The organism is Aeromicrobium sp. Leaf350 (assembly GCF_916858655.1).
In the GTDB taxonomy this organism is placed as follows: Bacteria; Actinomycetota; Actinomycetes; order Propionibacteriales; family Nocardioidaceae; genus Aeromicrobium.
On the sequence record NZ_CAKASL010000001.1, the window covers coordinates 43,738 to 65,652 of the forward strand.

Sequence of the window (21,915 nt, forward strand, 5' to 3'; positions counted from 1 at the left end):
ACGTCACGATCTATGTGTCAACGGTGATGGCACATAGATCGTGCGTCATCACTCACAGCTGCCTGACCTGCAGGTTCAGGTGTCGAGGCCCGGGTTCTGCACCGCCTGACGGTGCACGATTGCCATGCGCTGGAACACCGTGACGAGACTCGCGAGGGCGAGGACCCAGAGCGTGATCTCGGTCAGGAAGTCCCACCCCAGCAGGCCGTTGAAGCCCGTCATGACCAGGATCGCGACGAGCCGGTCGGCCCGTTCGGCGATGCCACCCTTGGCCTGCATGCCGAGGCTCTCGGCGCGGGCGCGGGCGTACGAGGTGAGGTTGCCGAGCACGAGGCACGCCAGGCTGAGGTAGAAGTACCAGCGCACCTCGCCCAGGTCGGCCTCGGCGTGCACCGAGACGTAGTAGATCGCGAGGCCACCGAAGATCGCGGCATCGCCCACGCGGTCGAGCGTCGAGTCCAGGAACGCTCCCCACTTGCTCGACGTCCCCAGCTGGCGGGCCATGTAGCCGTCCATGAGGTCGCTGAACACGAACGCCGTGATGAACATGACGCCCCAGAACAGCTCGCCACGGGGGAAGAAGAACAGCGCGCCGAACACCACGCCGGCCGTGCCGACGATCGTGACGTGGTCGGGCTTCACGCCCCACTTCAGGAGCAGGTTCGCCGGGTGCGCCAGGATCGTGGTCCAGAACTGGCGGAAGCGCTCGAGCATGGGTGAAGTCCTCCCGGGACGTCGAGGACAGGTCTCAGGTGCCGTCGGACCAGGCGGCGGCCAGCAGGTCGCGCGTGTCCTCGAGCAGCTGGGGCAGGGTCTTGGTCTGCCCCAGGACGGTCATGAAGTTGGCGTCGCCCGACCAGCGCGGGACGACGTGCTGGTGGAGGTGCTGCGAGAGCGAGCCGCCCGCCACTCCCCCGAGGTTGAGCCCGACGTTGAAGCCGTGAGGCTGCGAGACCCGACGGATCGTGCGGAGGGCGTGCTGGGTCAGCTCGGCCACCTCCGCCGTCTCCGCGGGCGTGAGCTCGGTGTAGTCGGCGACGTGCCGGTCGGGCACGACCATGAGGTGGCCCGGGTTGTACGGGTACAGGTTCAGCACGACGAAGCACGTCTCGCCGCGGTGCACCACGAGCTCGGACTGCGCACCGCCCGCGGCGATGCGGCAGAACGGGCAGCCGGGATCGGCCCCCTCCGCGAGATCGAGGCCCGCCGACTCCGCCTCGGACTCCTCGCCGCGCACGTACGACATGCGGTACGGCGTGTAGAGCCGCTGCAGCCGGTCAGGTCCCTCGGTCACGCCGCAACCCTAGTGCGTCTCGCAGCCGACCCCGCGGAGCGGTGAGTCTGTCGGCTGTCGCCGACCAGCTCACCGCCCCCGACGGGTCAGACCTGGGTGCGGGAGGTGACGGCGTCGACGATGCGGGCCACCGCGTCGTCGAGCGGCACCGCGTTCTCCTGCTCCCCGTTGCGGAAGCGGAAGGAGACGGCGCCGGCCTCGATGTCGTGGTCGCCCGCGAGCAGCATGAACGGCACCTTCTGGGTCTGCGCGTTGCGGATCTTCTTCTGCATCCGCTCGTCGGACTCGTCGAGCTCGAAGCGGATGCCGGCGGCCTTGAGCCGCTCCCCCAGCTCCCGCAGGTGCTCGGTGTGGCGCTCGGCGACGGGGATGCCGACGGCCTGCACCGGGGCGAGCCACGGAGGGAAGGCGCCGGCGTAGTGCTCCACGAGCACGCCCATGAACCGCTCGATCGAGCCGAACTTGGCCGAGTGGATCATGACGGGCTTCTGGCGCGAGCCGTCCGGAGCGATGTACTCCAGGTCGAAGCGCTCGGCCGACGGCATGTTGAAGTCGTACTGGATGGTCGACATCTGCCAGGTCCGGCCGATCGCGTCGCGCGCCTGCACCGAGACCTTCGGCCCGTAGTACGCCGCTCCACCCGGGTCCGGAACGAGCTCGAGCCCGGTCTCGAGGCACACGTCCTCGAGCACCTTGGTGGCGGTCGCCCAGTCCTCGTCGGACCCGATGAACTTGTCGGGCTTGGAGTCGTCGCGGGTCGACAGCTCGAGGTAGAAGTCGTCCATCCCGAAGTCGCGCAGCAGGCTCAGCACGAAGCCCAGCAGGTGCCGGATCTCGTCGGGCGCCTGCTCGGGGGTCACGTACGAGTGCGAGTCGTCCTGCGCGAAGCCGCGCACGCGGGTCAGACCGTGGATCACGCCCGACTTCTCGTTGCGGTACACGTGCCCGAACTCGAACAGGCGCAGCGGCAGCTCGCGGTACGAGCGCTGCCGCGAGCGGAAGATCAGGTTGTGCATCGGGCAGTTCATCGCCTTGAGGCGGTACGGCTGCCCGTCGAGGTCGAGCGGCGGGAACATGTTCTCGCCGTAGTACGGCAGGTGGCCCGAGGTGTAGAACAGCTCCTCGCGCGAGACGTGGGGGGTGCCGACGTACTCGAAGCCCTCCTCGATGTGCCGGCGGCGGACGTAGTCCTCCATCTCCCGCTTGATGACGCCACCCTTGGGGTGGAACACCGGCAGGCCCGAGCCGATCTCGTCGGGGAAGCTGTACAGGTCGAGCTCGGTGCCGAGGCGACGGTGGTCGCGACGCTGCGCCTCCTCGATCCGGTGCAGGTGCTCCTCGAGCGCCTCCTTGGTCGGCCACGCGGTGCCGTAGACGCGCTGGAGCTGCTTGTTCTTCTCGTTGCCCCGCCAGTAGGCGGCAGCCGAGCGCATGAGCTTGAACGCCGGGATGCGCTTGGTGGTGGGCAGGTGCGGTCCGCGGCAGAGGTCCTTCCACGCCAGCGACCCGTCGCGCTTGAGGTTGTCGTAGATGCTCAGGCCACCGTCGCCGACCTCGACGCTCGCACCCTCGGCCGCGTCACCCGCGGAGGACTTCAGGCCGATGAGCTCGAGCTTGTACGGCTCGTCGGCCAGCTCGGCCCGCGCGGCGTCGTCGTCGATCTCGCGACGGGAGAACTTCTGGCCCTCCTTGACGATCTTGCGCATCCGGGTCTCGATCTTCTCGAGGTCCTCGGGCACGAACGGCTCCGGCACGTCGAAGTCGTAGTAGAAGCCGTCGGTGATCGGCGGGCCGATGCCGAGCTTGGCCTGCGGGAACAGCTCCTGCACGGCCTGCGCCATGACGTGGGCGGTCGAGTGGCGCAGGATGTCGAGGCCGTCGGGCGACGCGATGTCGACGCCCTCGACGCTCTGGCCCTCGGCCAGGGCGACGTTGAGGTCGCGCAGCTCACCGTCGACACGGGCCGCGATGACGTCGGGCGTCTCGCTGAACAGCTGCCAGGCCTTGGTGCCGGGGTCGACGACCTTCGGCTCACCGTTGACGACGACGTTCAAGGACATGGCGAACTCCTGTGTTCAGCTGGGCCACCCCCACGAATGGGCAGCGCTCTTGCCGCCAGCCTAGACCTCACCCCGCCTGACCGGATTCCGCCCCGGGCGACCCCCGCCTGCACCTAGGATGCGGACCGGACACACCGAGCTCCACGTCGCCGTCTCGGGCGACCGACCCAGGGGGAAACTCGTGATCACCTTCTTCGTGATCGGCGGCATCGGGATCGCGATCCTGCTGCTCTCGATCGTGCTCGGCGACCTGTTCGACGGCGCGCTGTCGTTCCTGGACGTCGGCGGCGACCTGTTCTCGAGCGCCGCCCTCGGCGGCTTCCTCGGCGCGTTCGGCTTCGCGGGCGCCATCGCGCTCGACGCGACCGACAACCTGACCGCGTCGGTCGGCGTGGGCCTGGTCTCCGGCGTCGTCGTGGGCCTCGGCGCCGGCTGGGCCTCCTCGCGCCTGCAGCAGGGTGGCGACGAGTCGACCGTGCGCACCAGCACGCTCACGGGTCGCACTGCCACGGTGCTGAACGCGATCCCCGCCGACGGCTACGGCGAGGTCACGATCCAGGTCGCCGGCCACATCACGAAGCTCAACGCCCGCTCCGCCGCTCCCGTGCCGACCGGCACCCCCGTCACCATCACCGCCGTTCTCTCCGCGACCTCCGTGCAGGTCGCCCCTCTGGAGGCTTGACCCGTGAACTTCGACTCCCTCTCCCCCCAGCTGCTGGGCGTCATCGGCCTCGTCGTCGTCGTGGCGCTGCTGGCAGCGCTCATCACCACGCGCTACAAGGTCGCCGGCCCCAACGAGGCCTTCATCGTCACGGGACGCGGCGGCAAGTCGGTCCGCAACGCCGAGACCGGCATCTCCTCGACCGACATCTCGGGCCAGAAGGTCGTGATGGGCGGCGGCGTGTTCGTCATCCCGTTCGTGCAGAAGCTGCACGTCCTGGACCTGTCGTCGCGCCGCATCATGGTGCAGATCCGCGGCGCGGTCTCGGGCCAGGGCGTCAAGCTCAACCTCGACGGCGTCGCGATCGTCAAGGTCGGCGGCAACGAGGACTCGATCCGCGCGGCCGCCCAGCGCTTCCTCTCGCAGCAGAACGAGATCGAGACCTTCACGCAGGAGACGCTCGCCGGATCCCTGCGGTCGATCGTCGGCTCGCTGTCGGTCGAGCAGATCATCCGTGACCGCGCCGCCTTCGCGCAGCGGGTCGCCGACGAGTCGGAGAGCTCGCTGACGGGTCAGGGCCTCGTGCTCGACACGTTCCAGATCCAGGACATCACCGACGACGGCACGTACCTGTCGGACCTCGGTCGTCCCGAGGCCGCCAAGATCGGCCAGCTCGCCTCGATCGCCGAGGCGGCCGCCCGCCAGGCCGCCGAGCAGGCACGCATCGCGGCCGAGCAGGAGATCGCCGTCTCGCAGCGCCAGCTCGCGCTCAAGACCGCCGAGATCAAGGCCGAGACCGACGCGGCCTCCGCACAGGCTGCTGCCGCCGGCCCGCTAGCCCAGGCCGACCGCGACCAGGCGATCCTCGCCGAGCAGGAGAAGGTCGCGGTGCGTCAGGCGGCGCTGAAGGAGCGTCAGCTCGACACCGAGGTGCGCAAGCCGGCCGACGCCGAGCGGTACCGGGTGGAGACCGAGGCCGAGGGTCGTCGCAACTCGCAGATCTTCGACGCCGACGCCCGCAAGGCGGCCGCCATCGCCTCCGCCGAGGCCGAGGCCGAGGAGGCCCGTCTGACCGGTGAGGGCGAGAAGTCACGACGCTCGGCGCTGGCCGAGGCGGAGGCCATCGAGGGCGCCAAGCGCGGTGAGGCCGAGAAGGCCCGCCGTGTGGCCGAGGCCGACGCGCTGCGCGCCGAGGGCGAGGCGGAGGCCTCCGCGATCCTCGCCAAGGGTGAGGCCGAGGCCGAGGCGATGAACAAGCGCGCCGAGGCGTTCGAGCAGTACAACGACGCCGCCGTGCTGCAGATGCTGATCGAGATCCTGCCGAAGCTGGCAGCCGAGGTCGCCGGCCCGATGAGCGCGATCGACAAGCTCACCGTCATCTCGACCGACGGTGCCGGCGAGCTCCCCAAGCAGGTCACCGGCAACGTCGTGCAGACGCTCGAGCTGCTCAAGAACACGACGGGCGTCGACCTGCAGGCCCTGATCAGCCGTTACACCGACGGAGACCCGGCGCTCGCGAGCACGTCCACCGCGCCGGCGGGCGACACCCCGCCGGCCTGACGCCTCAGGCGTCGACGGGGTCGGCCGGTCGCAGGGTCGGCATCGGCAGCAGCAGGGCCGCGGGCGCCCCCGCGGGCACGGCCGGGGCGACCGGTGCGACGGCGTCGACCCGTCGGTAGGCCTCGCCACGAGCCGGACGCGGATCGGCCTCGCCCTTGTTGGGCCACAGCGACATCGCCCGCTCGGCCTGGGCCGTGATCGTGAGCGACGGGTTGACCCCGAGGTTCGCCGAGATCGCCGAGCCGTCGGCGACGTGCAGTCCGTCGTAGCCGTGCACGCGCTGGTACGGGTCGATGACGCCGGTCTCGGCGGTCTCGCCGATGACGCAGCCGCCGATGAAGTGCGCCGTCAGCGGGACGCCCACGAGCTCGCCGGCCGAGCTGCCCGGGTAGCCGTCGATCGCGGTGGCGACGTCCTTGGAGACGCGGTCGGCGACCGGGATCCAGTCGGGGTTCGGCTCGCCGGCGCCCTGCTTGCTCGTGAGCCGTGAGCCGAAGAGGCCGCGCTTGCGGTAGGTGGTGATCGAGTTGTCGAGCGACTGCATCACCAGGATCACGATCGACTGCTCGGCCCAGCGGCGCGGCGAGTGCAGCTTCACCGTGCCCCGCAGACCGAGCAGGCGGTAGCCGCGCAGCACGGCGCGAAGGCGGCCACCGGGGCCGGGCCGGTCGGGAAGCGCCATGTTCATGAGGCTGAGGGCGCCGGAGCCGCGGCCGTAGCGCACGGGCTCGACGTGCGTGACCGCGTCGGGGTGGAACGACGAGGTGATCGCCACGCCCTCGGTGTAGTCGGCGTCCTTGGCGGAGGCCCGCGCCGAGAGCACGGCCTCGGAGTTCGTGCGGCTCAGCGCACCGATCTGCGTCGAGAGACGCGGCAGCGAGCGCTCGCGGAGGCGGTGCAGGAGGTCCTGCGTGCTCAGCGCGTTGCCCGCGAACACGACCTGACGCGCGGTGAAGCGCTTGCGGCGCAGCGGGTTGCCGGTGCGGCGCGTGCGCACCTCGTAGCCCCCACCGTCACGCTCGCGCACGTCGTGGACGGTCGTGAGCGCGTGGATGTCGGCGCCGTTCTTCTCGGCGAGGAAGAGGTAGTTCTTGACCAGCGTGTTCTTCGCGTTGTGGCGGCAGCCCGTCATGCACGCCCCGCAGTTGAGGCACGCGTTGCGGTCGGGTCCGGCGCCGCCGAAGAAGGGATCGCCCAGGTCGGCTCCCGGCTCGTCGCCGAAGAGCACGCCGACGTCGGTGGGGTGGAACGTGTCGCCGACGCCATAGTCGCGGGCCAAGGACTCGACGAGGTCGTCGGCCGGGGTGCGCCCCGGATAGGTCGTGACGCCGAGCATCTTCTTGGCCTGCGCGTAGTGCGGAGCCAGCTCGTCGCGCCAGTCGGTGATGTGCGACCAGTGCGGGTCCGCGTAGAACGGCTCCAGGGGCTCGTACAGCGTGTTCGCATAGACCAGCGAACCGCCTCCGACGCCCGTGCCGCTCGTGATGAGCACGTCCTTGAGCAGCGTGATGCGCATGATGCCGAAGCAGCGCGCCCACGGGGCCCACAGGTAGCGGCGCAGACGCCACGAGGTCTCCGGGAACTCGTCGTCGGCGAAGCGGCGGCCGGCCTCCATGACGCCGACCTTGTAGCCCTTCTCGGTCAGACGGAGGGCGGTGACACTGCCCCCGAAACCGGACCCCACCACCACGACGTCGTAGTCGAACTCATCGCTCTCGTCTCGCATGTGAAGCAGGTTACACACGCTATTGACACTTTGCCAATAGTCTCGCCAGACTGACCCGGTGACCTCCTCCCCGAGCCCGGTGCGCAGCCGACTCGAACCCGACGAGCGGCGCCGGCAGATCATCGACGCCGTCCGTCCGCTGTACCTGGCGCGCGCCTTCAACGACGTCTCGACCGCCGAGCTCGCTGCGGCCGCCGGCGTCGCCCGCGGCCTGATCAACCACTACTTCGGCTCGAAGCGCGACCTGTTCATCGAGGTCATGCGCTCCTCCATCCGCATGCCGGAGTCCGAGCTCCCGGACCTGTCCCACCTGCCGCTGCCCGACCGCGTGCGGCTCACGATGGACTGGATCCTCCAGGCCGCCGAGACCTACGGACAGACCTGGGTCAGCGTCTCCGGCGCTGCGAACCTGCACGGCGACTCCGACCTGCAGGTCGTGGTCGACGAGGCCGACGACCATGCCGCCCGCCTCACGCTCGACGCGATCGGCCTGCCGGACGACCCCCACCTGGTGGCACGCCTCCGCGCGATCGCCCCCCTCGTCAAGTCGGTCTGCCGCGAGTGGCTCGTGCGCGAGACGCTCACCCGGGCCGAGGCGCTCGACCTGCTCACCGACACCGTCCTGCTCTTCGCGACCAAGGAGAAGACCTCATGACCTCGATCGGCATCATCGGCTCCGGCTTCGGCGCCATCGCGACCGCGGTGGAGCTGCGCGACCACGGGCACGACGACGTGCGCCTGTGGGAGCGCTCGAGCGAGCTCGGCGGCGTGTGGCGCGACAACACCTACCCCGGCGCGGGGTGCGACGTGCCCTCGCCGCTCTACTCGTTCTCGTTCAACGTCAACAAGGACTGGAGCCGGCGCTACGCGCTGCAGGTCGAGATCCTCGACTACCTGCGTCGCACGGCCGACGACTTCGGCATCACGCCGCTGGTGCGCTTCGACCACGAGATCGTGTCGGCCCACTGGATCGAGGACGACCGGCAGTGGGAGGTCGGCTTCGCCGCGGGCGGCACCGACCGGGTCGACGTCCTGATCAGCGCCGTGGGCCAGCTGTCGCGACCGAAGCTGCCGCCCATCCCCGGCATCGACGACTTCGCGGGCGAGCAGTTCCACTCCGCCGAGTGGCGTCACGACCTCGACCTCACCGGCAAGCGCGTCGCGGCGGTCGGGGTCGGCGCCAGCGCGATCCAGTACGCCCCGCACCTCGCCGAGCGCGCCGAGCACCTGACCCTGTTCCAGCGGTCCGCGAACCACATCTTCCCGAAGCCCGACAGCGCGATCCCGCGCTGGTGGCGCCAGGCGATCCCCTACGAGCGCGGCCTCTGGTGGACGTTCGGCGAGCAGTTCTCACGCGGCCTCGATCTGGGCACGCGCACCGGACGCGCCATCGCGAAGGTCTGCGACTGGCACCTGAAGAAGTCGGTCGACGACCCCGAGACGCGCGCCGCCCTGACGCCGGACTACCCGCTGGGGTGCAAGCGCATCCTGTTCTCGAACAACTTCTACCCGACCGTGAACCGCTCGGACGTGGACCTGGTGGCCGACGCGATCACCCGGGTCACGCCCGAGGGTCTCGAGACGGCCGACGGCACGGTGCACGAGGCCGACGTCATCGTCTACGGCACCGGCTTCGACGCGCAGGACTTCCTCGACTCGATCGACATCACCGGCGTCGGCGGCCGCAAGCTGGCCGCGCAGTGGGCGGACGGCGCGCACGCCTACCTCGGCATGTACGTGCCCGGCTTCCCCAACCTGTTCGTCTCGTACGGCCCCAACACCAACCTCGGTGGCGGCTCGATCATCTACATGCTCGAGGCGCAGGCGCGGCACATGCGTCAGGTGCTGGACCGCCTGGACGCAGGTCGGTGGGAGACCGTCGAGGTCACCGAGGAGGCCGAGCGGGAGTTCGACGAGCGCGTGCAGAAGCGCCTCGGGCTCTCGGTATGGGGCCAGTGCGACAACTGGTACCGCCACCCCTCAGGGCGCATCACGTCCAACTGGCCGGGCTCGACCAAGCCGTTCGAGCGCGCCACCCGTCACCTGGATCCGGAGGCCTTCGCGTGGGCGTGACCGACATCGACCCGACGTCGAGCGACGACCTCACCTATCCGGCCGAGCCGTGGGACCTGCACGGCCACGCGCAGGTCGGGGTGTGGCTGGTCCCCCGGCGGGCGGCTCCCCCGCCGCACCACCCCGGCAGCCGACAGATCCGCCTGTTCGGGCGGGTCCTCGTCGGCGCGGCGTTCTTCCGCTACGACGACCCGAGCCCGCTGACCTACGACGAGATCATGGCGACCCAGCTCGTGCTCGACGGCTGGCGGCCCCGGGTGTCGATCACGCACATCTGGGTCGACTCCCCCGCCTCGAAGGCCGGCGGGCGTGACCTCTGGGCCATCCCGAAGGACCTCGCGGAGTTCGAGCGCGTCACCAACCGGGCCTACACCGCCGCGGGCATCGGCACGCTGACGCTCGCCCGGCTCCGGGCCCTGCCGTTCCGCCTGCCCCTGGGCTTCCGCATCGCGCAGGACCGCGCCGGGTCGCTGCTCGTCTCCCCCGTGGCCGGGTCGGCGCGTGTCGGGCTCGGCAAGGGCTTCTGGACCTTCGACCAGGACGGCCCCCTGGGCTTCCTGTCCGGCCGCACGCCGCTCCTGACGCTGACCCTCCAGCAGTTCCACCTCTTCTTCGGGAAGCGGTAGTCGCGGCACGCGGCCGTCATGCGGGCTAGGGCAGCCAGCGACGGCCGCAGGAACACGTCCAGTGCGAGACGCCCAGGACGGTCGCCGGGCCGAGCTGATGTCCGCGGAAGCGGTGCCACGTCTTCATGGCATCCACCATCACCCGAGGTCGCCCTCGGCGCACGTCCGGGGCCCTCGGTGGTCTAGATCCGCTCGCCGCCGAGCGCCTCGACGACCTCGTCGCACGACGTGTCGAGGCACTCCACGCCCCAGTTGTCGCCGAACACGACCCCGAACTCGCCGGGCGGATCCTCGCCAGCGTTCTCGGTGTACTCCTTGACGTTCTCGGCGGCCTGTCGATAGGTCCTCAGGCTGTCGTCGTCGGCGAACCACGCGATCCGGTACCCGTTGCCGTCGACGGAGCAGCTGAGGGTCTCGTCGGACCCGACGACCTCGTCCGGCTCGGCGTCCTCGCAGCCGAGCTCCTCCGCGACGGCCTGCGCCGACGGGAAGCTGGAGCCGCCGCAGGCCGAGAGCGGCAGGACGAGGGCGAGGACTGCCACGGCGGTGAGGCGCATGACCCCATGATGGCCGCACCGCGGCCGCATTGCGACGGACCGGAACGCGAACGGCCCCGTCCGGGCGGACGGGGCCGTTCTGCGGGTGGGCGATACCGGACTCCCTTTCAGGGAGATCTCCTGATGACCGGGCGGTTCGAGGCTCGACCGGCTGATGTCAGGCGGTTCGAGGCTCGACCGGCTGATGTCGGAGATCCATCGTTTCGACGAGGGTGGGCGGCCCGCGCCATGCGTCGACCCAACGCGCGGTCGCTGGTGGTTGTCCGAGGACCGCGAGATGGCAGAGGCAGCCTCGCACGCGTGCGGCACATGCCCGGCTCTGACCGCCTGCCGTCAGTACGTCCGGCAGCATCCCGAGCCCGCCGTCGTGTGGGCCGGGGTACTGCCGAAGCAGTTCAACCAGCGGAGGCGATCAGGCCGGCCTGAAGGGCCCGGAGTTGTCATCGTCGCCCCCACCTCGGGGCCAGTGGATGACGCCCTCGTAGACGCCGACCGCGAGCACGACCAGACCGATCACTCGGCCGTCGTTGGGATCCGGACCGTTCGACAGCAGCAGGCCGATCGAGACTCCGGCACCGATGCGGACGATCCACTTGATCACGCTACGACCGTAGTCGACGAGCCGTCAGCGGTCCGCGGTCGCCAAGCCGTCAGCGGTGCGCCGATGACGACGTTCGGCGTCCCGCTGCCCTCGACGCCAGACACGAGAGCCGAGACGCCAGCGATTGGACACGTGATGGACACGGTCCGAAACGAAGAACGCCTCCGATTCCAGTTTTCCCTGGAACCAGAGGCGTCATGAACGGTGGGCGATACTGGGTTCGAACCAGTGACCTCTTCGGTGTGAACGAAGCGCGCTACCACTGCGCCAATCGCCCGCTGTTGCGTCCGACACTTTAGCCCACCCGCTCCGACCTTCACCAATCCGGGGCGGCACGTTGCGCGGTCGTCGTCGGTTGTCCACAGCCCGGGTCGGTTCGGCCGATCGATTCTGTCGGTGGTCGGTGCTCGATCCTAGGGTGGAACCATGGAGATCGAGGGTGCGGTTCGGGTGCTGCGGGAGGCCGCGATGGCCTTGCGCACCGCGGGCGAGCACGGCCCCTCGACCGACACCGCTCGGGCGCTCATGACGGCCCGTAACGCTCTCGACGCCGCGCTGGCCGACACCCTGGCCAGCATCAGGGTCGCGGCCGGTCACGAGGCCGAGGGCGCCTCCTCCATCACCGGCTGGGCGCGACGTGAGCTGCGCATCAGTGCCGGTGAGACCTGGCGCCTCATCGCCGCGTCAGAGACCATGGACGCCCTGCCTGAGGTGCGGGAGGCCGCCCAGCACGGGCAGGTCACCACCGAGCATGTCGCCGCGTTCACCTATGCGCGTCGCCACGTCGGTGAGGCCCAGACCGCCCAGTCCACGAGGTGGCTGCTCGACGTCGCGCTCACCTGTGAGCCGAAGGAGCTGCGCGACGTCGCCCGCGAGCTGCGCGCCGCGATCCACCCCGACGAGCTCGAGGAAGCCTGGATCAAGGGCATGGCCAAGCGCGACATCACGGTCAACCCCGTCCCCGACGGCTGGCACGTCAACGGCTTCCTCGACATCGCCACCGGAGCCAAGCTGAAGGCGATCCTCGAATCCCTGTCGGTGCCGCGTGAGGCCAACGACCAGCGCACCGCCGCCGAGAGGCGCATCGACGGACTCTGCAGGCTCCTCGACAGCGTCCTGGAGAACGGCCTGCCGTCCGACAAGGGCGTCCGGCCGCAGATGAGCGTCCTGGTCGACGCCGAGACCCTCTCGGCCGCCACGACTCACCACCCCGGAGACCCCGCACCAGCCCCGACGGTGGCCACACCGCCGGCCGAGCTGATCGGGTTCGGTCCCATCAGTGGCGGTCTGCTCTCACAGATCAGCTGCAACGCCGACTTCACCGCCCTGCTGATCGACCGGAACAAGCCACCCAGCGACACCGGGCACGTGCTCGACGTCGGCAGGACCAAACGGCTCGCCACCAGGAAGCAACGGTTGGCGGTCCTGGCGCGACAACGACATCGATGCGCCAATCCCGGCTGCACCAACACGCACCTGGAGATGCACCACGCCACGTGGTGGTCCCGCGGCGGCACGACGAATGTCAAGGAGCTCATCGGCTACTGCGTGGGTTGCCACCACTTGGTGCACGCGGGGTTGCTCACCGTCGAGCGCGTCGGCGGCGAGCTCGTCACCCGCCACCCCGCCACCCACCTCAGCAGCCGCATCCCCCGCACCGAGCTACGACAACAGGCCTGGGAGCAACGCATCACCTGCAGCACCGAGTCGCTCCCCCGAGCCGGCTAGGCGCCGACGCCCCAGAGGTCCTCGGACTCGGCGCTGCGGCGCGCCCAGATCGCCTGCAGCTGCTGCGTCAGTGGTCCGGGCGCCACCAGCTCGCGGTCGTTGACCCGCTCGATCGCCTGCACGTCCCGGGTGGTGCCAACGAGCATGACTTCCTCGGCCGCCGACAGGACCTCGATGGGGTGGTCCTCCTCGGCGATCTCGACCTCGCCCGCAGCCCACTCCAGGAGCAGCGCACGAGTGATGCCGGCCAGCGGTCCGGCCGGGAGCGACGGCGTCACGACGCGCCCGTCGAGCACGTAGACGATGTTCGAGCCGGTGCCCTCGCAGACCTGGCCCTGGGTGTTCGGCATGACGGCCTCCGAGGCACCGCGGGCGAGCGCCGCCTCGACCATCAGCGCGTTCTCGCCGTACGACGTGGTCTTGAGGCCCGCCAAGGCGCCGCGCTCGTTGCGCGGCCACGGCACCGTGGCGATGCGGCTGACCGCGGGCGGCCGGTCGCAGGGCTCGGTGGCCACCACCACGGTCTGGTCGCCGTCGCCGCGTGGTGATCCCAGCGGTCCGAGGCCGGAGGTGACCGTGATGCGGATCCGTCCGAACGGCAGGTCGTGCCCCTCGAGCGTCGCGACGACGCCGGCGCGGACCGCGTCGAGGTCCGGCTCGCCGATGCCGAGACCCGTCGCCGAGCGCGACAACCGCTCGAGGTGGCGCGCGAGGGCGAACGGTCGCCCCTGCTCGACCTTGACCGTCTCGAACACGCCGTCGCCCACCACGAGACCGTGATCGAGCACGCTCAGCGCGCGTTCTTGCGGAGATTCCAGCACTCGTCCGTCGACCCACACACGCATGCCGCCAACCTACGCGACCCCGGTTTGGGCGTGGCGGGATGCATCGGCTAATGTTTCCTCTCGGCCTCGCAAGAGGCCAGTGCGGACATAGCTCAGTGGTAGAGCATCACCTTGCCAAGGTGAGGGTCGCGAGTTCGAATCTCGTTGTCCGCTCGGAACAGGGTTGCGGCCCATCCATCGGTGGGTTGGCCGAGAGGCGAGGCAACGGACTGCAAATCCGTCTACACGGGTTCAAATCCCGTACCCACCTCGGGATCACCACACAACTGAAAAACCCCCACACGGGCGATTGGCGCAGCGGTAGCGCGCTTCCCTGACACGGAAGAGGTCACTGGTTCAAACCCAGTATCGCCCACAGCAAGACCCCCGGATTCCTCGCCGATTCCGGGGGTTTTGTCTTGCTCTGACGGCCTCGGCCAGACTGGTGGCGTGACCTCACGCTGCCCCTGCACGAGCGGACTCCCCCTGGAGGCCTGCTGCGGGCCCGTCCTGGCCGAGCACGGCGCGGCCACGACCGCCGAGCAGCTCATGCGGTCTCGCTTCACCGCGTTCGCCGTCGGCGACGCCGCTCACCTGCTGCGTACCTGGCACCCGTCGACGCGCCCCTCGACGCTGGAGCTCGACGACGAGACCCGCTGGCTCCGGCTCGACGTCGAGCGAACCGAACCGGCGCTCGTGGAGTTCATCGCCTACTACCGCCGTCCCGAGGGACGCGGTCGCCAGCACGAGGTCAGCCGGTTCGTCCACGAGGACGAGCGCTGGTTCTACCTCGACGGCGTGAGCGTCTAGCCCGCAGGCTTCTCGACGGGCCGGCCCGGTCCCACGGGTGGTGAGGGGTCTGCTGAAGTGATCGGCCGCTCGTCCGACGCTTTCGCGGCCGGCACGGACTCGTCGCTCGGCTCTGGGTGCCGCAGCTCGTCGTACGCCGCGTTGATCGCCGCACCGATCAGCACCGAGATCGACAGGACGTACAACAGCAGCAGCACCGCGATGGGCGCTGCGAGCGGGCCGTAGATCGACGTGCCCCCGCTGCTGAATCCCAGGAGCCAGCGCACGAGGTACGCCCCGAAGATCCACATCGCGATGGTGAAGAACGCTCCCGGGAGGCCGGAACGCCAGCTCTTCCGGATCGGCACGGCCAGGTGGTAGAGCGTGCACAGGAAGCCGACGGAGAGGAGCAGGACCGTCGGCCAGTACAGCTGCGTGAGGAAGTTGACGTTGTCGGGCGTCACGGCCTGCACGACGTCGGGGCCCGCCAGCAGCAGGGGAACCAGGACGATGCCGAGCACGAGGGCCACGACGTACAGCCCGAAGGAGAGGGCACGGGTCTTCACGATGCCGCGGTGTCCGCCGAGGCCGTACATGATCGTGATGGTGTCGATGAAGACGTTGAGCGCTCGCGACCCCGACCACAGGGCGAGGAGGAAGCCGATCGACACGACGTCGAACCGGCCACCGCGCAGCACCTCGTCGAGCGTCGGCGTGATGACCGCGTCGACGGTGCTGTCGGTCAGGGCCCGGGAGGCCAGGTCGATCACGCGGTCCTTCAGCACGTCGACCTGCGCGACCTGGTAGCGCTCGGCGATGAAGCCGATCGCGCCCGCCAGGCCGAACACGAGCGGCGGGAGCGAGAGGATCGCGAAGAAGGCCGCCTCGGCCGCCAGACCGGTCACCCGGTTGCGGAAGCAGTTGCTGAAGGCGTGGCGCGCGACTCGCGGCACCTGCGTGACGAAGTCCGGCCAGCCTGATCCGGACGCCGACATGCGCCTACCGTATCCGCACGACGACCCGTCGGACGCGACCTGAGAACCGTGCCGCGCCGCGCGAGTTCGGTACGCTCCCCCGAGGCCCGGACCCGGCGACGACCGTCAGGCGGCCCCCCCGACAGGAGCCTGACGTGCGCACACTGGCCTCGGCCGCCCTCCACGGCGCGGCCGTCACGATCACCGCCCTCGCGGCCCTGCGGGCGACCGATCCCGTGCTCGCGGTCGCCGTGGTCGCGGCAGTGTCCGTGCTGCTGACCTGGTTCGCCGCGCTGTCGTCCACCGAGGACGCGTCGGGGCTCGATGCGACCGGAACGCTGCCGGGCGTCGCGCTCGCCATCGTCGGGCGCTCGGCCTGGGGCACCCTGCTGCCCGTGCTCGCGGTCCAGGCCGTGCTCGCGGTCGCGATCGGCGCCGCGGCCAACGCGCTCGACGACCGGCTCGGGCCCACGCTGCTCCTGGCCGAACCGACCCTCGTGCTCGCGGCCGTGACCGGTGCGCTGGTGGGCATCACGTCGGCGTGGGTCACCCTGTCGATCGACGGTGGCGGGCCGGTGGCGCTGTCAGCGGTCCCGGCACTCGTGGCCGGAGGCACGGGGCCGCTCGCGCTGCTCGGGGCGTTCAACCCGGCGCTCCTCCTGGGCCTCGCGACCGCCGGGCTGATCCCGTGGGACGCCACCGCGATCGCGCTCGTCGCAGCGGTCGCCGGAGCGGTGGTCGGCACGTACACGGTCAGCGCGCTGCTGCCCCACGACGAGTGACCCACGCCACATCGGCCTCCGGGGTTTCAGCGAGGAGCTACCTGAGTGTCCATCATGTGGATGCATCGTCCACTGGATGAGACAAAAGTTTGGCGGATGACACGACCGCCGACAGACTCAGGGCATGCAGTCAGCACACCCGGTCTTTCTCGTGGAGCGCCTCCACGTGGACCTGGGTCGTGCCCGCACCATGGCGTGTCGCTGAACAAGCGCCCCCGTTGACCGATTCGTGATCGTCCGGGCGCGCGGCGACCGCTGCACCCGTGGCCCAGCCGTGCGCTCCTCCTGTGAGGAAATCCATGGCTCAGACCGATGCACCAGCTGCCCGCCGTCCCCGCGCCAAGCGCGGTGAGGGCCAGTGGGCTCTGGGGTACCGCGAGCCGCTCAACGCCAACGAGCAGTCCAAGAAGGACGACAACCCGCTCAACGTCCGCGCCCGGATCGAGAACATCTACGCGCACCGCGGCTTCGAGAGCATCGACCCGAGCGACCTGCGCGGACGGTTCCGCTGGTGGGGCCTGTACACCCAGCGCAAGGCCGGCATCGACGGCGGCAAGACCGCCACGCTGGAGCCCGAAGAGCTCGATGCCGACCGCTTCATGCTGCGTGTGCGCATCGACGGCGGTCAGCTGAACCTCGAGCAGCTGCGGACCGTCGCCGAGATCTCGACCGAGTTCGCCCAGGACACCGCCGACCTGACCGACCGCCAGAACGTGCAGTACCACTGGATCGATGTCCGCGACGTGCCGACGATCTGGGAGCGCCTGGAGTCGGTCGGCCTGTCCACGCAGGAGGCCTGCGGCGACTGCCCCCGCGTCATCCTCGGCAGCCCCGTCGCCGGGGTCTCGAACGACGAGATCATCGACGCGCGCCCCGCGATCGACGCGATCGAGAGCCGCTACATCGGTGACCGCGCCTTCTCGAACCTGCCCCGCAAGTTCAAGTCGGCGATCAGCGGCCACCCCGGCCACGACGTCGTGCCGCAGATCAACGACATCGCCTTCATCGGCGCGATCCACCCCGAGCACGGAGCCGGCTTCGACGTCTGGGTCGGCGGCGGACTGTCGACCAACCCCATGCTCGCGCAGCGCCTCGGCGCCTGGGTCCCGATCGACGAGGTCCCCGCGGTCTGGGAGGGCATCGTCAGCATCTTCCGCGACTACGGCTACCGCCGCCTCCGGGCCCGCGCCCGCCTGAAGTTCCTCGTCGCCGACTGGGGCATCGAGAAGTTCCGCGAGGTCCTCGAGACCGAGTACCTCGAGCGCACGCTGATCGACCTCGAGGCACCCGAGGTGCCGACCACCCCCGTCGACCACGTGGGCGTCCACCCGCAGAACGACGGCAAGTTCTACGTCGGCGTCGCCTCCGCGGTCGGCCGCATCTCCGGGACCCTGCTGTCGCAGGTCGCCGACATCGTCGAGGCCCACGGCTCGCAGCGGGTCGCCACGACGCCGATGCAGAAGCTCGTCGTCCTGGACGTCGAGGAGGACCAGGTCGAGTCGCTCGTCGCCGACCTGGCCGCGATCGGCCTGCACGCCCGCCCGTCCGCCTGGCGCCAGAACACGATGGCCTGCACCGGCATCGAGTACTGCAAGCTCGCGATCGTCGAGACCAAGCAGCGCGGCATCGACCTGGTCGGCGAGCTCGAGCAGCGCGTGCCCGACCTCGACACGCCGATCACGATCAACATCAACGGCTGCCCGAACTCCTGCGCCCGCATCCAGACCGCCGACATCGGCCTCAAGGGCCAGCTCGTGCTCGACGAGAACGGCGACCAGGTCGAGGGCTTCCAGGTGCACCTCGGCGGTGCCCTGGGGCTGCAGGCCGGCTTCGGACGCAAGATCCGGGCCCACAAGGTCACGGGTGCCCAGCTGCCCGACTACGTCGAGCGGCTCACGCGCGGCTACCTCGACCAGCGCAACGACGACGAGTCTTTCGCCCAGTGGGTCGCCCGCGCCGACGAGGAGGTCCTGCGATGACTGATCGCGAGATGGACGCTGCGATGACTGATCGCGAGATGGACGCTGCGATGACTGATCGTCAGAAGGGAGCCGAGCGATGAGCGCCCGCGCCGTCCCGTTCCACTGCCCCTACTGCGCCGACGAGGACCTGCGCCCGCACGGCGAGGCGCACGGAGCCTGGGAGTGTCGCAGCTGCATGCGTGCCTTCAAGCTCTCGTTCATCGGCCAGCTCAACCCCGCCACTCTTCCCCCCACCACCCACGCCCTGCCCCCCACCGCGGGGGCCGAGCACCACGAAAGGAGGACATCATGAGCGCACCTGCACTCATTGCCCTGGCACACGGCAGCCGCGACCCGCGGTCGGCCCGCACCATCACAGCCCTGACGGAGATGGTCGCGTGCCTGCGCCCTGACCTCCGTGTGGCCCCTGCCTTCCTCGACCACTGCGACCCGAACCTCGACGCGGTCGTCGACCGTCTCGTCGCCGAGGGCCACTCCGAGATCGTCGTCGTGCCGCTGCTCCTCACGGAGGCGTACCACGCCAAGTACGACGTGCCGGCCGTCGTGGCCGCTGCCGCGACGCGGCACGAGGGTCTGCGCATCCAGACCACCGACGTGCTCGGCATCGAGGGCGCCCTGTTCCGCGTGCTCGACACCCGGCTGCGTGAGGCGCTCAAGGAGCGTCGTGTCCGAGAGCTCGACGCGCTCGTGCTCGCCGGAGCCGGGTCGACCGACCCGGTCGCCAACGCGGCCATCGCCCGCGCGGCGCGCGCCTGGGGCGCACACCACAAGCTGCCGACGATCGCGGCGTTCGCGTCGAGCGTCCCGCCGGCGGCCGGCGAGGCCGTGCGGGCGCACCGCGCGGACGGACGTCGTCACATCGCCGTGGGCATGTTGTTCCTCGCACCGGGCCTCCTGCCCGACCGCGTGAGGGAGCTGGCGCTCGAGGCCGGCGCCGTCGCCGTTGCCGAGCCGCTCGGCGTCGACGAGGAGATCGCCTCGATCATCCTCGCGCGCTACGCGGTCGGCGCGGTCGACCTGGTGCCGCTCGACGCACTGTTCGCCGGCGTCTGAGACGTCACTCCTCGGCCCGGTCGCCGTTCTCCCCGTCCAGACGGGCGAGCTCGGCGGCCGGGTCGAAGTCTGCCGGGGGCCACTGCAGGTCGAGCGAGCGCAGCGCCTCCAGCAGCAGCGTCGCGACGGCCCAGTTGCGGTACCACTTGCGTCCGGCCGGCACGACGTACCAGGGCGCGACGTCGGTCGACGTGCGCTCCACGGCGACCTCGTACGCCACGCGGTACTCGCTCCACAGTGCCCGCTCGTCGAGGTCGGCCGGGTTGTACTTCCAGAACTTCGTGGGGTCCGCGAGCCGCGCGCGCAGACGATCGGCCTGCACGTCGGCGTCGATGTGCAGCAGGCACTTGACCAGGACTCCCCCGCTCTCGACGAAGTGCTGCTCGAAGTCCACGATCGCGCCGTAGCGGCGCTCGAGCTCGGCCGGGTCGGCCAGCTGGCGGACACGACCGATCAGCACGTCCTCGTAGTGGGACCGGTCGAACACGCCGACCTGGCCGGCCTCGGGCAGCCTCGGCCGCACGCGCCAGAGGAAGTCGTGGGCGAGCTCCTCGGGGGTCGGCTTGCCGAACGACGAGAGCACCAGGCCCTGGGGCTCGACCAGACCCCCGACGGCGCCGATCGTGCCGCCCTTGCCGGAGGTGTCCATGCCCTGCAGCAGGAGGAGCACGCGCCGGTCGGTGCTCTCGGCCCGCCCTCCCGCGTAGAGGCGCTCCTGGAGCTCGGCGAGCTCAGGCCCCAGCGCGGCGAGAGCCGCCTTGCCGTCGGACTTGCCGTCGCCCTCGAAGCCGGGCGTCGATCGTGCGTCGATCGCGGCGAGGTCGACGCGTCCATGGGTCTCCAGCAGCGCGCGCAGGTCGGTCGTCATGACCGCAGTATGGCAACCCCGGCCTCGCCGCACTGCTCGCGCGCAGACTTCGTGACCGGTCGTAGTCTGGAGGCATGTACCCCGTCGCCGTTCTCGTGGAACGGGCGCTCAACGACCTCGACGCCGACCAGCTGGTCGCGCTGCACGAGGCGTTGGACGACACCGTCACGTATCACCTGATCCTGCCCGTGGAGAGCTCCTCCACGGCGCTCGCGTCCTCGCTCAGCGCCCTCGGCGCCGGCGAGATCGCTCCCCCGGTGGCTCCGGGCGTCGTCCTCGACGCTGCCGACGAGGTCCGGCGGCAGGGTGCTGCGGAGCTCGAGTCGAGCGCCACGCTGCTCCGCGCCCGCGGGCAGCAGGTCGTCGCGCTCCTGACCGAGGACGACCCGGTCGACGAGCTCGTGCGGGTCGTCGCCTCGGAGAAGGCAGCCGAGGCGATCATCCTGACCGAACCACACTTCGTGAAGGAGTTCTTCGGACTCGACTGGTCAGCTCGCGCAAAGCGGGCTCTCGACGTCCCGACCCTTCACCTCATCGAGCACGTTCCCTTCGACGGACAGGCCTGACATGGCACACCTGAACTCTGACAAGACCTACGACGTCGCCAAGAGCGAGGACGAGTGGCGCGGCGAGCTGAGCTCCGCCGAGTACCACGTCCTCCGCCAGGCCGGCACCGAGCGGCCGGGCAGCAGCTCGTACGAGACCGATCCGACGGTGGGCGTCTACGCGTGCCGCGCGTGCGGCGCCGAGCTGTTCCGCAGCGAGACGAAGTTCGACGCCCACTGCGGCTGGCCGGCGTTCTACAGCCCGCTCGCCGGCGACAGCGTCGAGTACGTCGAGGACAAGTCGATGTTCCGCACCCGCACCGAGGTGCGCTGCGCGACCTGCGGCTCGCACCTCGGACACGTCTTCGAGGGCGAGGGGTTCGACACTCCCACCGACCAGCGCTACTGCATCAACGGCATCGCGCTGCAGCTTCGCCCCGACGACGCCTGACCGACCAGGCCCGCTCCTGAGGGCCGGGGCTCACGGCCAGAGGGCGGTGAGCTCGGCCCAGGTGCGCTTGCGTCCCGTGTAGAACGGGACCTCCTCGCGCACGTGACGCCGCGCGCGGCTGGCGCGGAGCTCGCGCATCAGGTCGACGATGCGGTGGAGCTCGTCGGCCTCGAAGGCCAGCATCCACTCGTAGTCGCCGAGCGCGAACGAGGCGACCGTGTTGGCACGCACGTCCGGGTACGGACGCGCCTGCATGCCGTGCTCCTTCAGCATGTCGCGACGCTCGTCCTCCGGCAGCAGGTACCACTCGTAGGAGCGCACGAACGGGTACACACAGACCCACTCGCGCACCTCCTCGTCGGCCATGAACGCCGGGATGTGCGACCGGTTGAACTCGGCCGGACGGTGCAGCGCGGTCTGCGACCACACGGGCGCCATGCGGGAGCCGAGCGCCGTGCGCCGGAACGTGTTGTAGGCGGCCTGGAGCGCGTCGGCCGTGGGCGCGTGCCACCAGACCATGAGGTCGGCGTCGGCGCGGATGCCGCTGACGTCGTAGCTGCCCCGGACCACGACGTCCTCGTCGGCGAGCCGGGCCACGAGCGCCTCGACCTCGGCCGCCTCGGAGGCGCGCACGTCGGCGGAGCCCTCGTCGTCACCGAGAACGCGATCCAGGCGGAACACCGACCACATCGCGTAGCGGATCGTGTCGTTGATCTCCTTGGCCAGCTTGCCCTGGTTCGGCACCCGCTCAGTCGTCATGA

General features: G+C 70.3%; 23 protein-coding genes and 4 tRNA genes. 16 read left to right on the forward strand and 11 right to left on the reverse strand.

Features of this window, described 5'->3' with window-relative positions; translation table 11 throughout:
* Positions 1 to 75 precede the first annotated feature (75 nt).
* The 3 genes from pgsA to thrS form a co-directional block, all read right to left on the reverse strand.
* A complete protein-coding gene (gene pgsA / locus LO931_RS00230; protein ID WP_229051191.1) occupies positions 76 to 714 on the reverse strand; it encodes a phosphatidylinositol phosphate synthase in 639 nt (212 codons plus the stop codon).
* A gap of 34 nt (positions 715 to 748) precedes the next feature.
* Positions 749 to 1,294, reverse strand: coding sequence for an HIT domain-containing protein (locus LO931_RS00235; protein ID WP_304523485.1), 546 nt, complete (start codon positions 1,292 to 1,294; stop codon positions 749 to 751).
* An 86-nt stretch (positions 1,295 to 1,380) separates the two neighbouring features.
* Complete coding sequence (thrS, locus tag LO931_RS00240; protein WP_229051192.1) at positions 1,381 to 3,354, reverse strand: threonine--tRNA ligase; 1,974 nt, start codon at positions 3,352 to 3,354, stop codon at positions 1,381 to 1,383.
* Positions 3,355 to 3,535: 181 nt separating this feature from the next.
* On the opposite strand from thrS, the gene LO931_RS00245 reads away from it, so the two are divergent.
* Both LO931_RS00245 and LO931_RS00250 read left to right on the forward strand, forming a co-directional pair.
* A complete protein-coding gene (locus tag LO931_RS00245; protein ID WP_229051193.1) occupies positions 3,536 to 4,036 on the forward strand; it encodes an NfeD family protein in 501 nt (166 codons plus the stop codon).
* A gap of 3 nt (positions 4,037 to 4,039) precedes the next feature.
* Positions 4,040 to 5,575, forward strand: a complete 1,536-nt coding sequence (locus LO931_RS00250) for a flotillin family protein (RefSeq protein ID WP_229051194.1) — start codon at positions 4,040 to 4,042, stop codon at positions 5,573 to 5,575.
* A gap of 4 nt (positions 5,576 to 5,579) precedes the next feature.
* Here LO931_RS00250 and LO931_RS00255 read toward each other — a convergent pair whose 3' ends face one another.
* Complete coding sequence (locus LO931_RS00255; protein WP_229051195.1) at positions 5,580 to 7,301, reverse strand: GMC family oxidoreductase; 1,722 nt, start codon at positions 7,299 to 7,301, stop codon at positions 5,580 to 5,582.
* A 58-nt stretch (positions 7,302 to 7,359) separates the two neighbouring features.
* On the opposite strand from LO931_RS00255, the gene LO931_RS00260 reads away from it, so the two are divergent.
* From LO931_RS00260 to LO931_RS00270, 3 genes are read left to right on the forward strand one after another with little or no spacing between them, the layout of a single operon-like run.
* Positions 7,360 to 7,956, forward strand: a complete 597-nt coding sequence (locus LO931_RS00260; protein WP_229051196.1) for a TetR/AcrR family transcriptional regulator — start codon at positions 7,360 to 7,362, stop codon at positions 7,954 to 7,956.
* Positions 7,953 to 9,374, forward strand: coding sequence for an NAD(P)/FAD-dependent oxidoreductase (locus tag LO931_RS00265; protein WP_229051197.1), 1,422 nt, complete (start codon positions 7,953 to 7,955; stop codon positions 9,372 to 9,374). Before LO931_RS00260 ends, LO931_RS00265 begins: the two co-directional genes overlap by 4 nt.
* Complete coding sequence (locus LO931_RS00270) at positions 9,365 to 10,000, forward strand: acetoacetate decarboxylase family protein (RefSeq protein ID WP_229051198.1); 636 nt, start codon at positions 9,365 to 9,367, stop codon at positions 9,998 to 10,000. The genes LO931_RS00265 and LO931_RS00270 overlap by 10 nt, the downstream gene beginning before the upstream one ends.
* A gap of 182 nt (positions 10,001 to 10,182) precedes the next feature.
* On the opposite strand, the gene LO931_RS00275 is transcribed toward LO931_RS00270, so the two are convergent.
* The 3 genes from LO931_RS00275 to LO931_RS00285 all read right to left on the reverse strand — a co-directional run bounded on the left by LO931_RS00275 (position 10,183) and on the right by LO931_RS00285 (position 11,435).
* Positions 10,183 to 10,557, reverse strand: a complete 375-nt coding sequence (locus tag LO931_RS00275) for a hypothetical protein (RefSeq protein ID WP_229051199.1) — start codon at positions 10,555 to 10,557, stop codon at positions 10,183 to 10,185.
* Between the two features lie 412 nt (positions 10,558 to 10,969).
* A complete protein-coding gene (locus tag LO931_RS00280; protein ID WP_229051200.1) occupies positions 10,970 to 11,158 on the reverse strand; it encodes a hypothetical protein in 189 nt (62 codons plus the stop codon).
* 205 nt (positions 11,159 to 11,363) lie between these two features.
* Positions 11,364 to 11,435 (reverse strand) — tRNA-Val (locus LO931_RS00285).
* Positions 11,436 to 11,584: 149 nt separating this feature from the next.
* Here LO931_RS00285 and LO931_RS00290 point away from each other — a divergent pair.
* The gene (locus LO931_RS00290) at positions 11,585 to 12,886 is read left to right on the forward strand and encodes an HNH endonuclease signature motif containing protein (RefSeq protein ID WP_229051201.1); all 1,302 of its coding nucleotides are present in this window, start codon (positions 11,585 to 11,587) and stop codon (positions 12,884 to 12,886) included.
* On the opposite strand, the gene LO931_RS00295 is transcribed toward LO931_RS00290, so the two are convergent.
* Positions 12,883 to 13,731 carry an aminotransferase class IV gene (locus LO931_RS00295; RefSeq protein WP_229051202.1) on the reverse strand — a complete coding sequence of 283 codons (849 nt, stop codon included), beginning with the start codon at positions 13,729 to 13,731 and terminating at the stop codon, positions 12,883 to 12,885. The two genes, LO931_RS00290 and LO931_RS00295, sit on opposite strands and share 4 nt — an antisense overlap.
* 81 nt (positions 13,732 to 13,812) lie before the next feature.
* On the opposite strand from LO931_RS00295, the gene LO931_RS00300 reads away from it, so the two are divergent.
* From LO931_RS00300 to LO931_RS00315, 4 genes are all read left to right on the forward strand, one after another.
* Positions 13,813 to 13,884, forward strand: a tRNA-Gly gene (locus tag LO931_RS00300).
* Between the two features lie 26 nt (positions 13,885 to 13,910).
* A tRNA-Cys gene (locus LO931_RS00305) sits at positions 13,911 to 13,981 on the forward strand.
* Between the two features lie 33 nt (positions 13,982 to 14,014).
* Positions 14,015 to 14,086: transfer RNA gene (locus tag LO931_RS00310), tRNA-Val, on the forward strand.
* A gap of 74 nt (positions 14,087 to 14,160) precedes the next feature.
* Positions 14,161 to 14,520: a YchJ family protein gene (locus LO931_RS00315; RefSeq protein ID WP_229051203.1), complete on the forward strand. Its 360-nt coding sequence runs from the start codon at positions 14,161 to 14,163 to the stop codon at positions 14,518 to 14,520.
* On the opposite strand, the gene LO931_RS00320 is transcribed toward LO931_RS00315, so the two are convergent.
* Positions 14,517 to 15,494: a YihY/virulence factor BrkB family protein gene (locus tag LO931_RS00320; protein ID WP_229051204.1), complete on the reverse strand. Its 978-nt coding sequence runs from the start codon at positions 15,492 to 15,494 to the stop codon at positions 14,517 to 14,519. The two genes, LO931_RS00315 and LO931_RS00320, sit on opposite strands and share 4 nt — an antisense overlap.
* Before the next feature lie 134 nt (positions 15,495 to 15,628).
* Here LO931_RS00320 and LO931_RS00325 point away from each other — a divergent pair, with 134 nt between their 5' ends.
* The 4 genes from LO931_RS00325 (at position 15,629) to LO931_RS00340 (ending at position 19,290) form a co-directional block, all read left to right on the forward strand.
* Positions 15,629 to 16,255, forward strand: a complete 627-nt coding sequence (locus LO931_RS00325; RefSeq protein ID WP_229051205.1) for a hypothetical protein — start codon at positions 15,629 to 15,631, stop codon at positions 16,253 to 16,255.
* A gap of 299 nt (positions 16,256 to 16,554) precedes the next feature.
* Entirely contained in the window at positions 16,555 to 18,234 is a 1,680-nt protein-coding gene (locus tag LO931_RS00330) for a nitrite/sulfite reductase (RefSeq protein ID WP_229051206.1), read from the forward strand.
* Between the two features lie 79 nt (positions 18,235 to 18,313).
* Positions 18,314 to 18,529: a hypothetical protein gene (locus LO931_RS00335; protein ID WP_229051207.1), complete on the forward strand. Its 216-nt coding sequence runs from the start codon at positions 18,314 to 18,316 to the stop codon at positions 18,527 to 18,529.
* Positions 18,526 to 19,290 carry a sirohydrochlorin chelatase gene (locus LO931_RS00340; RefSeq protein ID WP_229051208.1) on the forward strand — a complete coding sequence of 255 codons (765 nt, stop codon included), beginning with the start codon at positions 18,526 to 18,528 and terminating at the stop codon, positions 19,288 to 19,290. Before LO931_RS00335 ends, LO931_RS00340 begins: the two co-directional genes overlap by 4 nt.
* A 4-nt stretch (positions 19,291 to 19,294) precedes the next feature.
* On the opposite strand, the gene LO931_RS00345 is transcribed toward LO931_RS00340, so the two are convergent.
* Entirely contained in the window at positions 19,295 to 20,158 is an 864-nt protein-coding gene (locus LO931_RS00345; RefSeq protein WP_229051209.1) for a PPK2 family polyphosphate kinase, read from the reverse strand.
* 74 nt (positions 20,159 to 20,232) lie between these two features.
* Here LO931_RS00345 and LO931_RS00350 point away from each other — a divergent pair, with 74 nt between their 5' ends.
* Positions 20,233 to 20,724: a hypothetical protein gene (locus LO931_RS00350; protein ID WP_229051210.1), complete on the forward strand. Its 492-nt coding sequence runs from the start codon at positions 20,233 to 20,235 to the stop codon at positions 20,722 to 20,724.
* A 1-nt stretch (position 20,725) separates the two neighbouring features.
* On the forward strand, positions 20,726 to 21,154 hold the full coding sequence (gene msrB / locus LO931_RS00355; protein ID WP_229051211.1) for a peptide-methionine (R)-S-oxide reductase MsrB: 429 nt from the start codon (positions 20,726 to 20,728) through the stop codon (positions 21,152 to 21,154).
* A gap of 30 nt (positions 21,155 to 21,184) precedes the next feature.
* On the opposite strand, the gene hemQ is transcribed toward msrB, so the two are convergent.
* Positions 21,185 to 21,913 carry a hydrogen peroxide-dependent heme synthase gene (hemQ, locus tag LO931_RS00360; protein WP_229051212.1) on the reverse strand — a complete coding sequence of 243 codons (729 nt, stop codon included), beginning with the start codon at positions 21,911 to 21,913 and terminating at the stop codon, positions 21,185 to 21,187.
* Positions 21,914 to 21,915 lie beyond the last annotated feature (2 nt).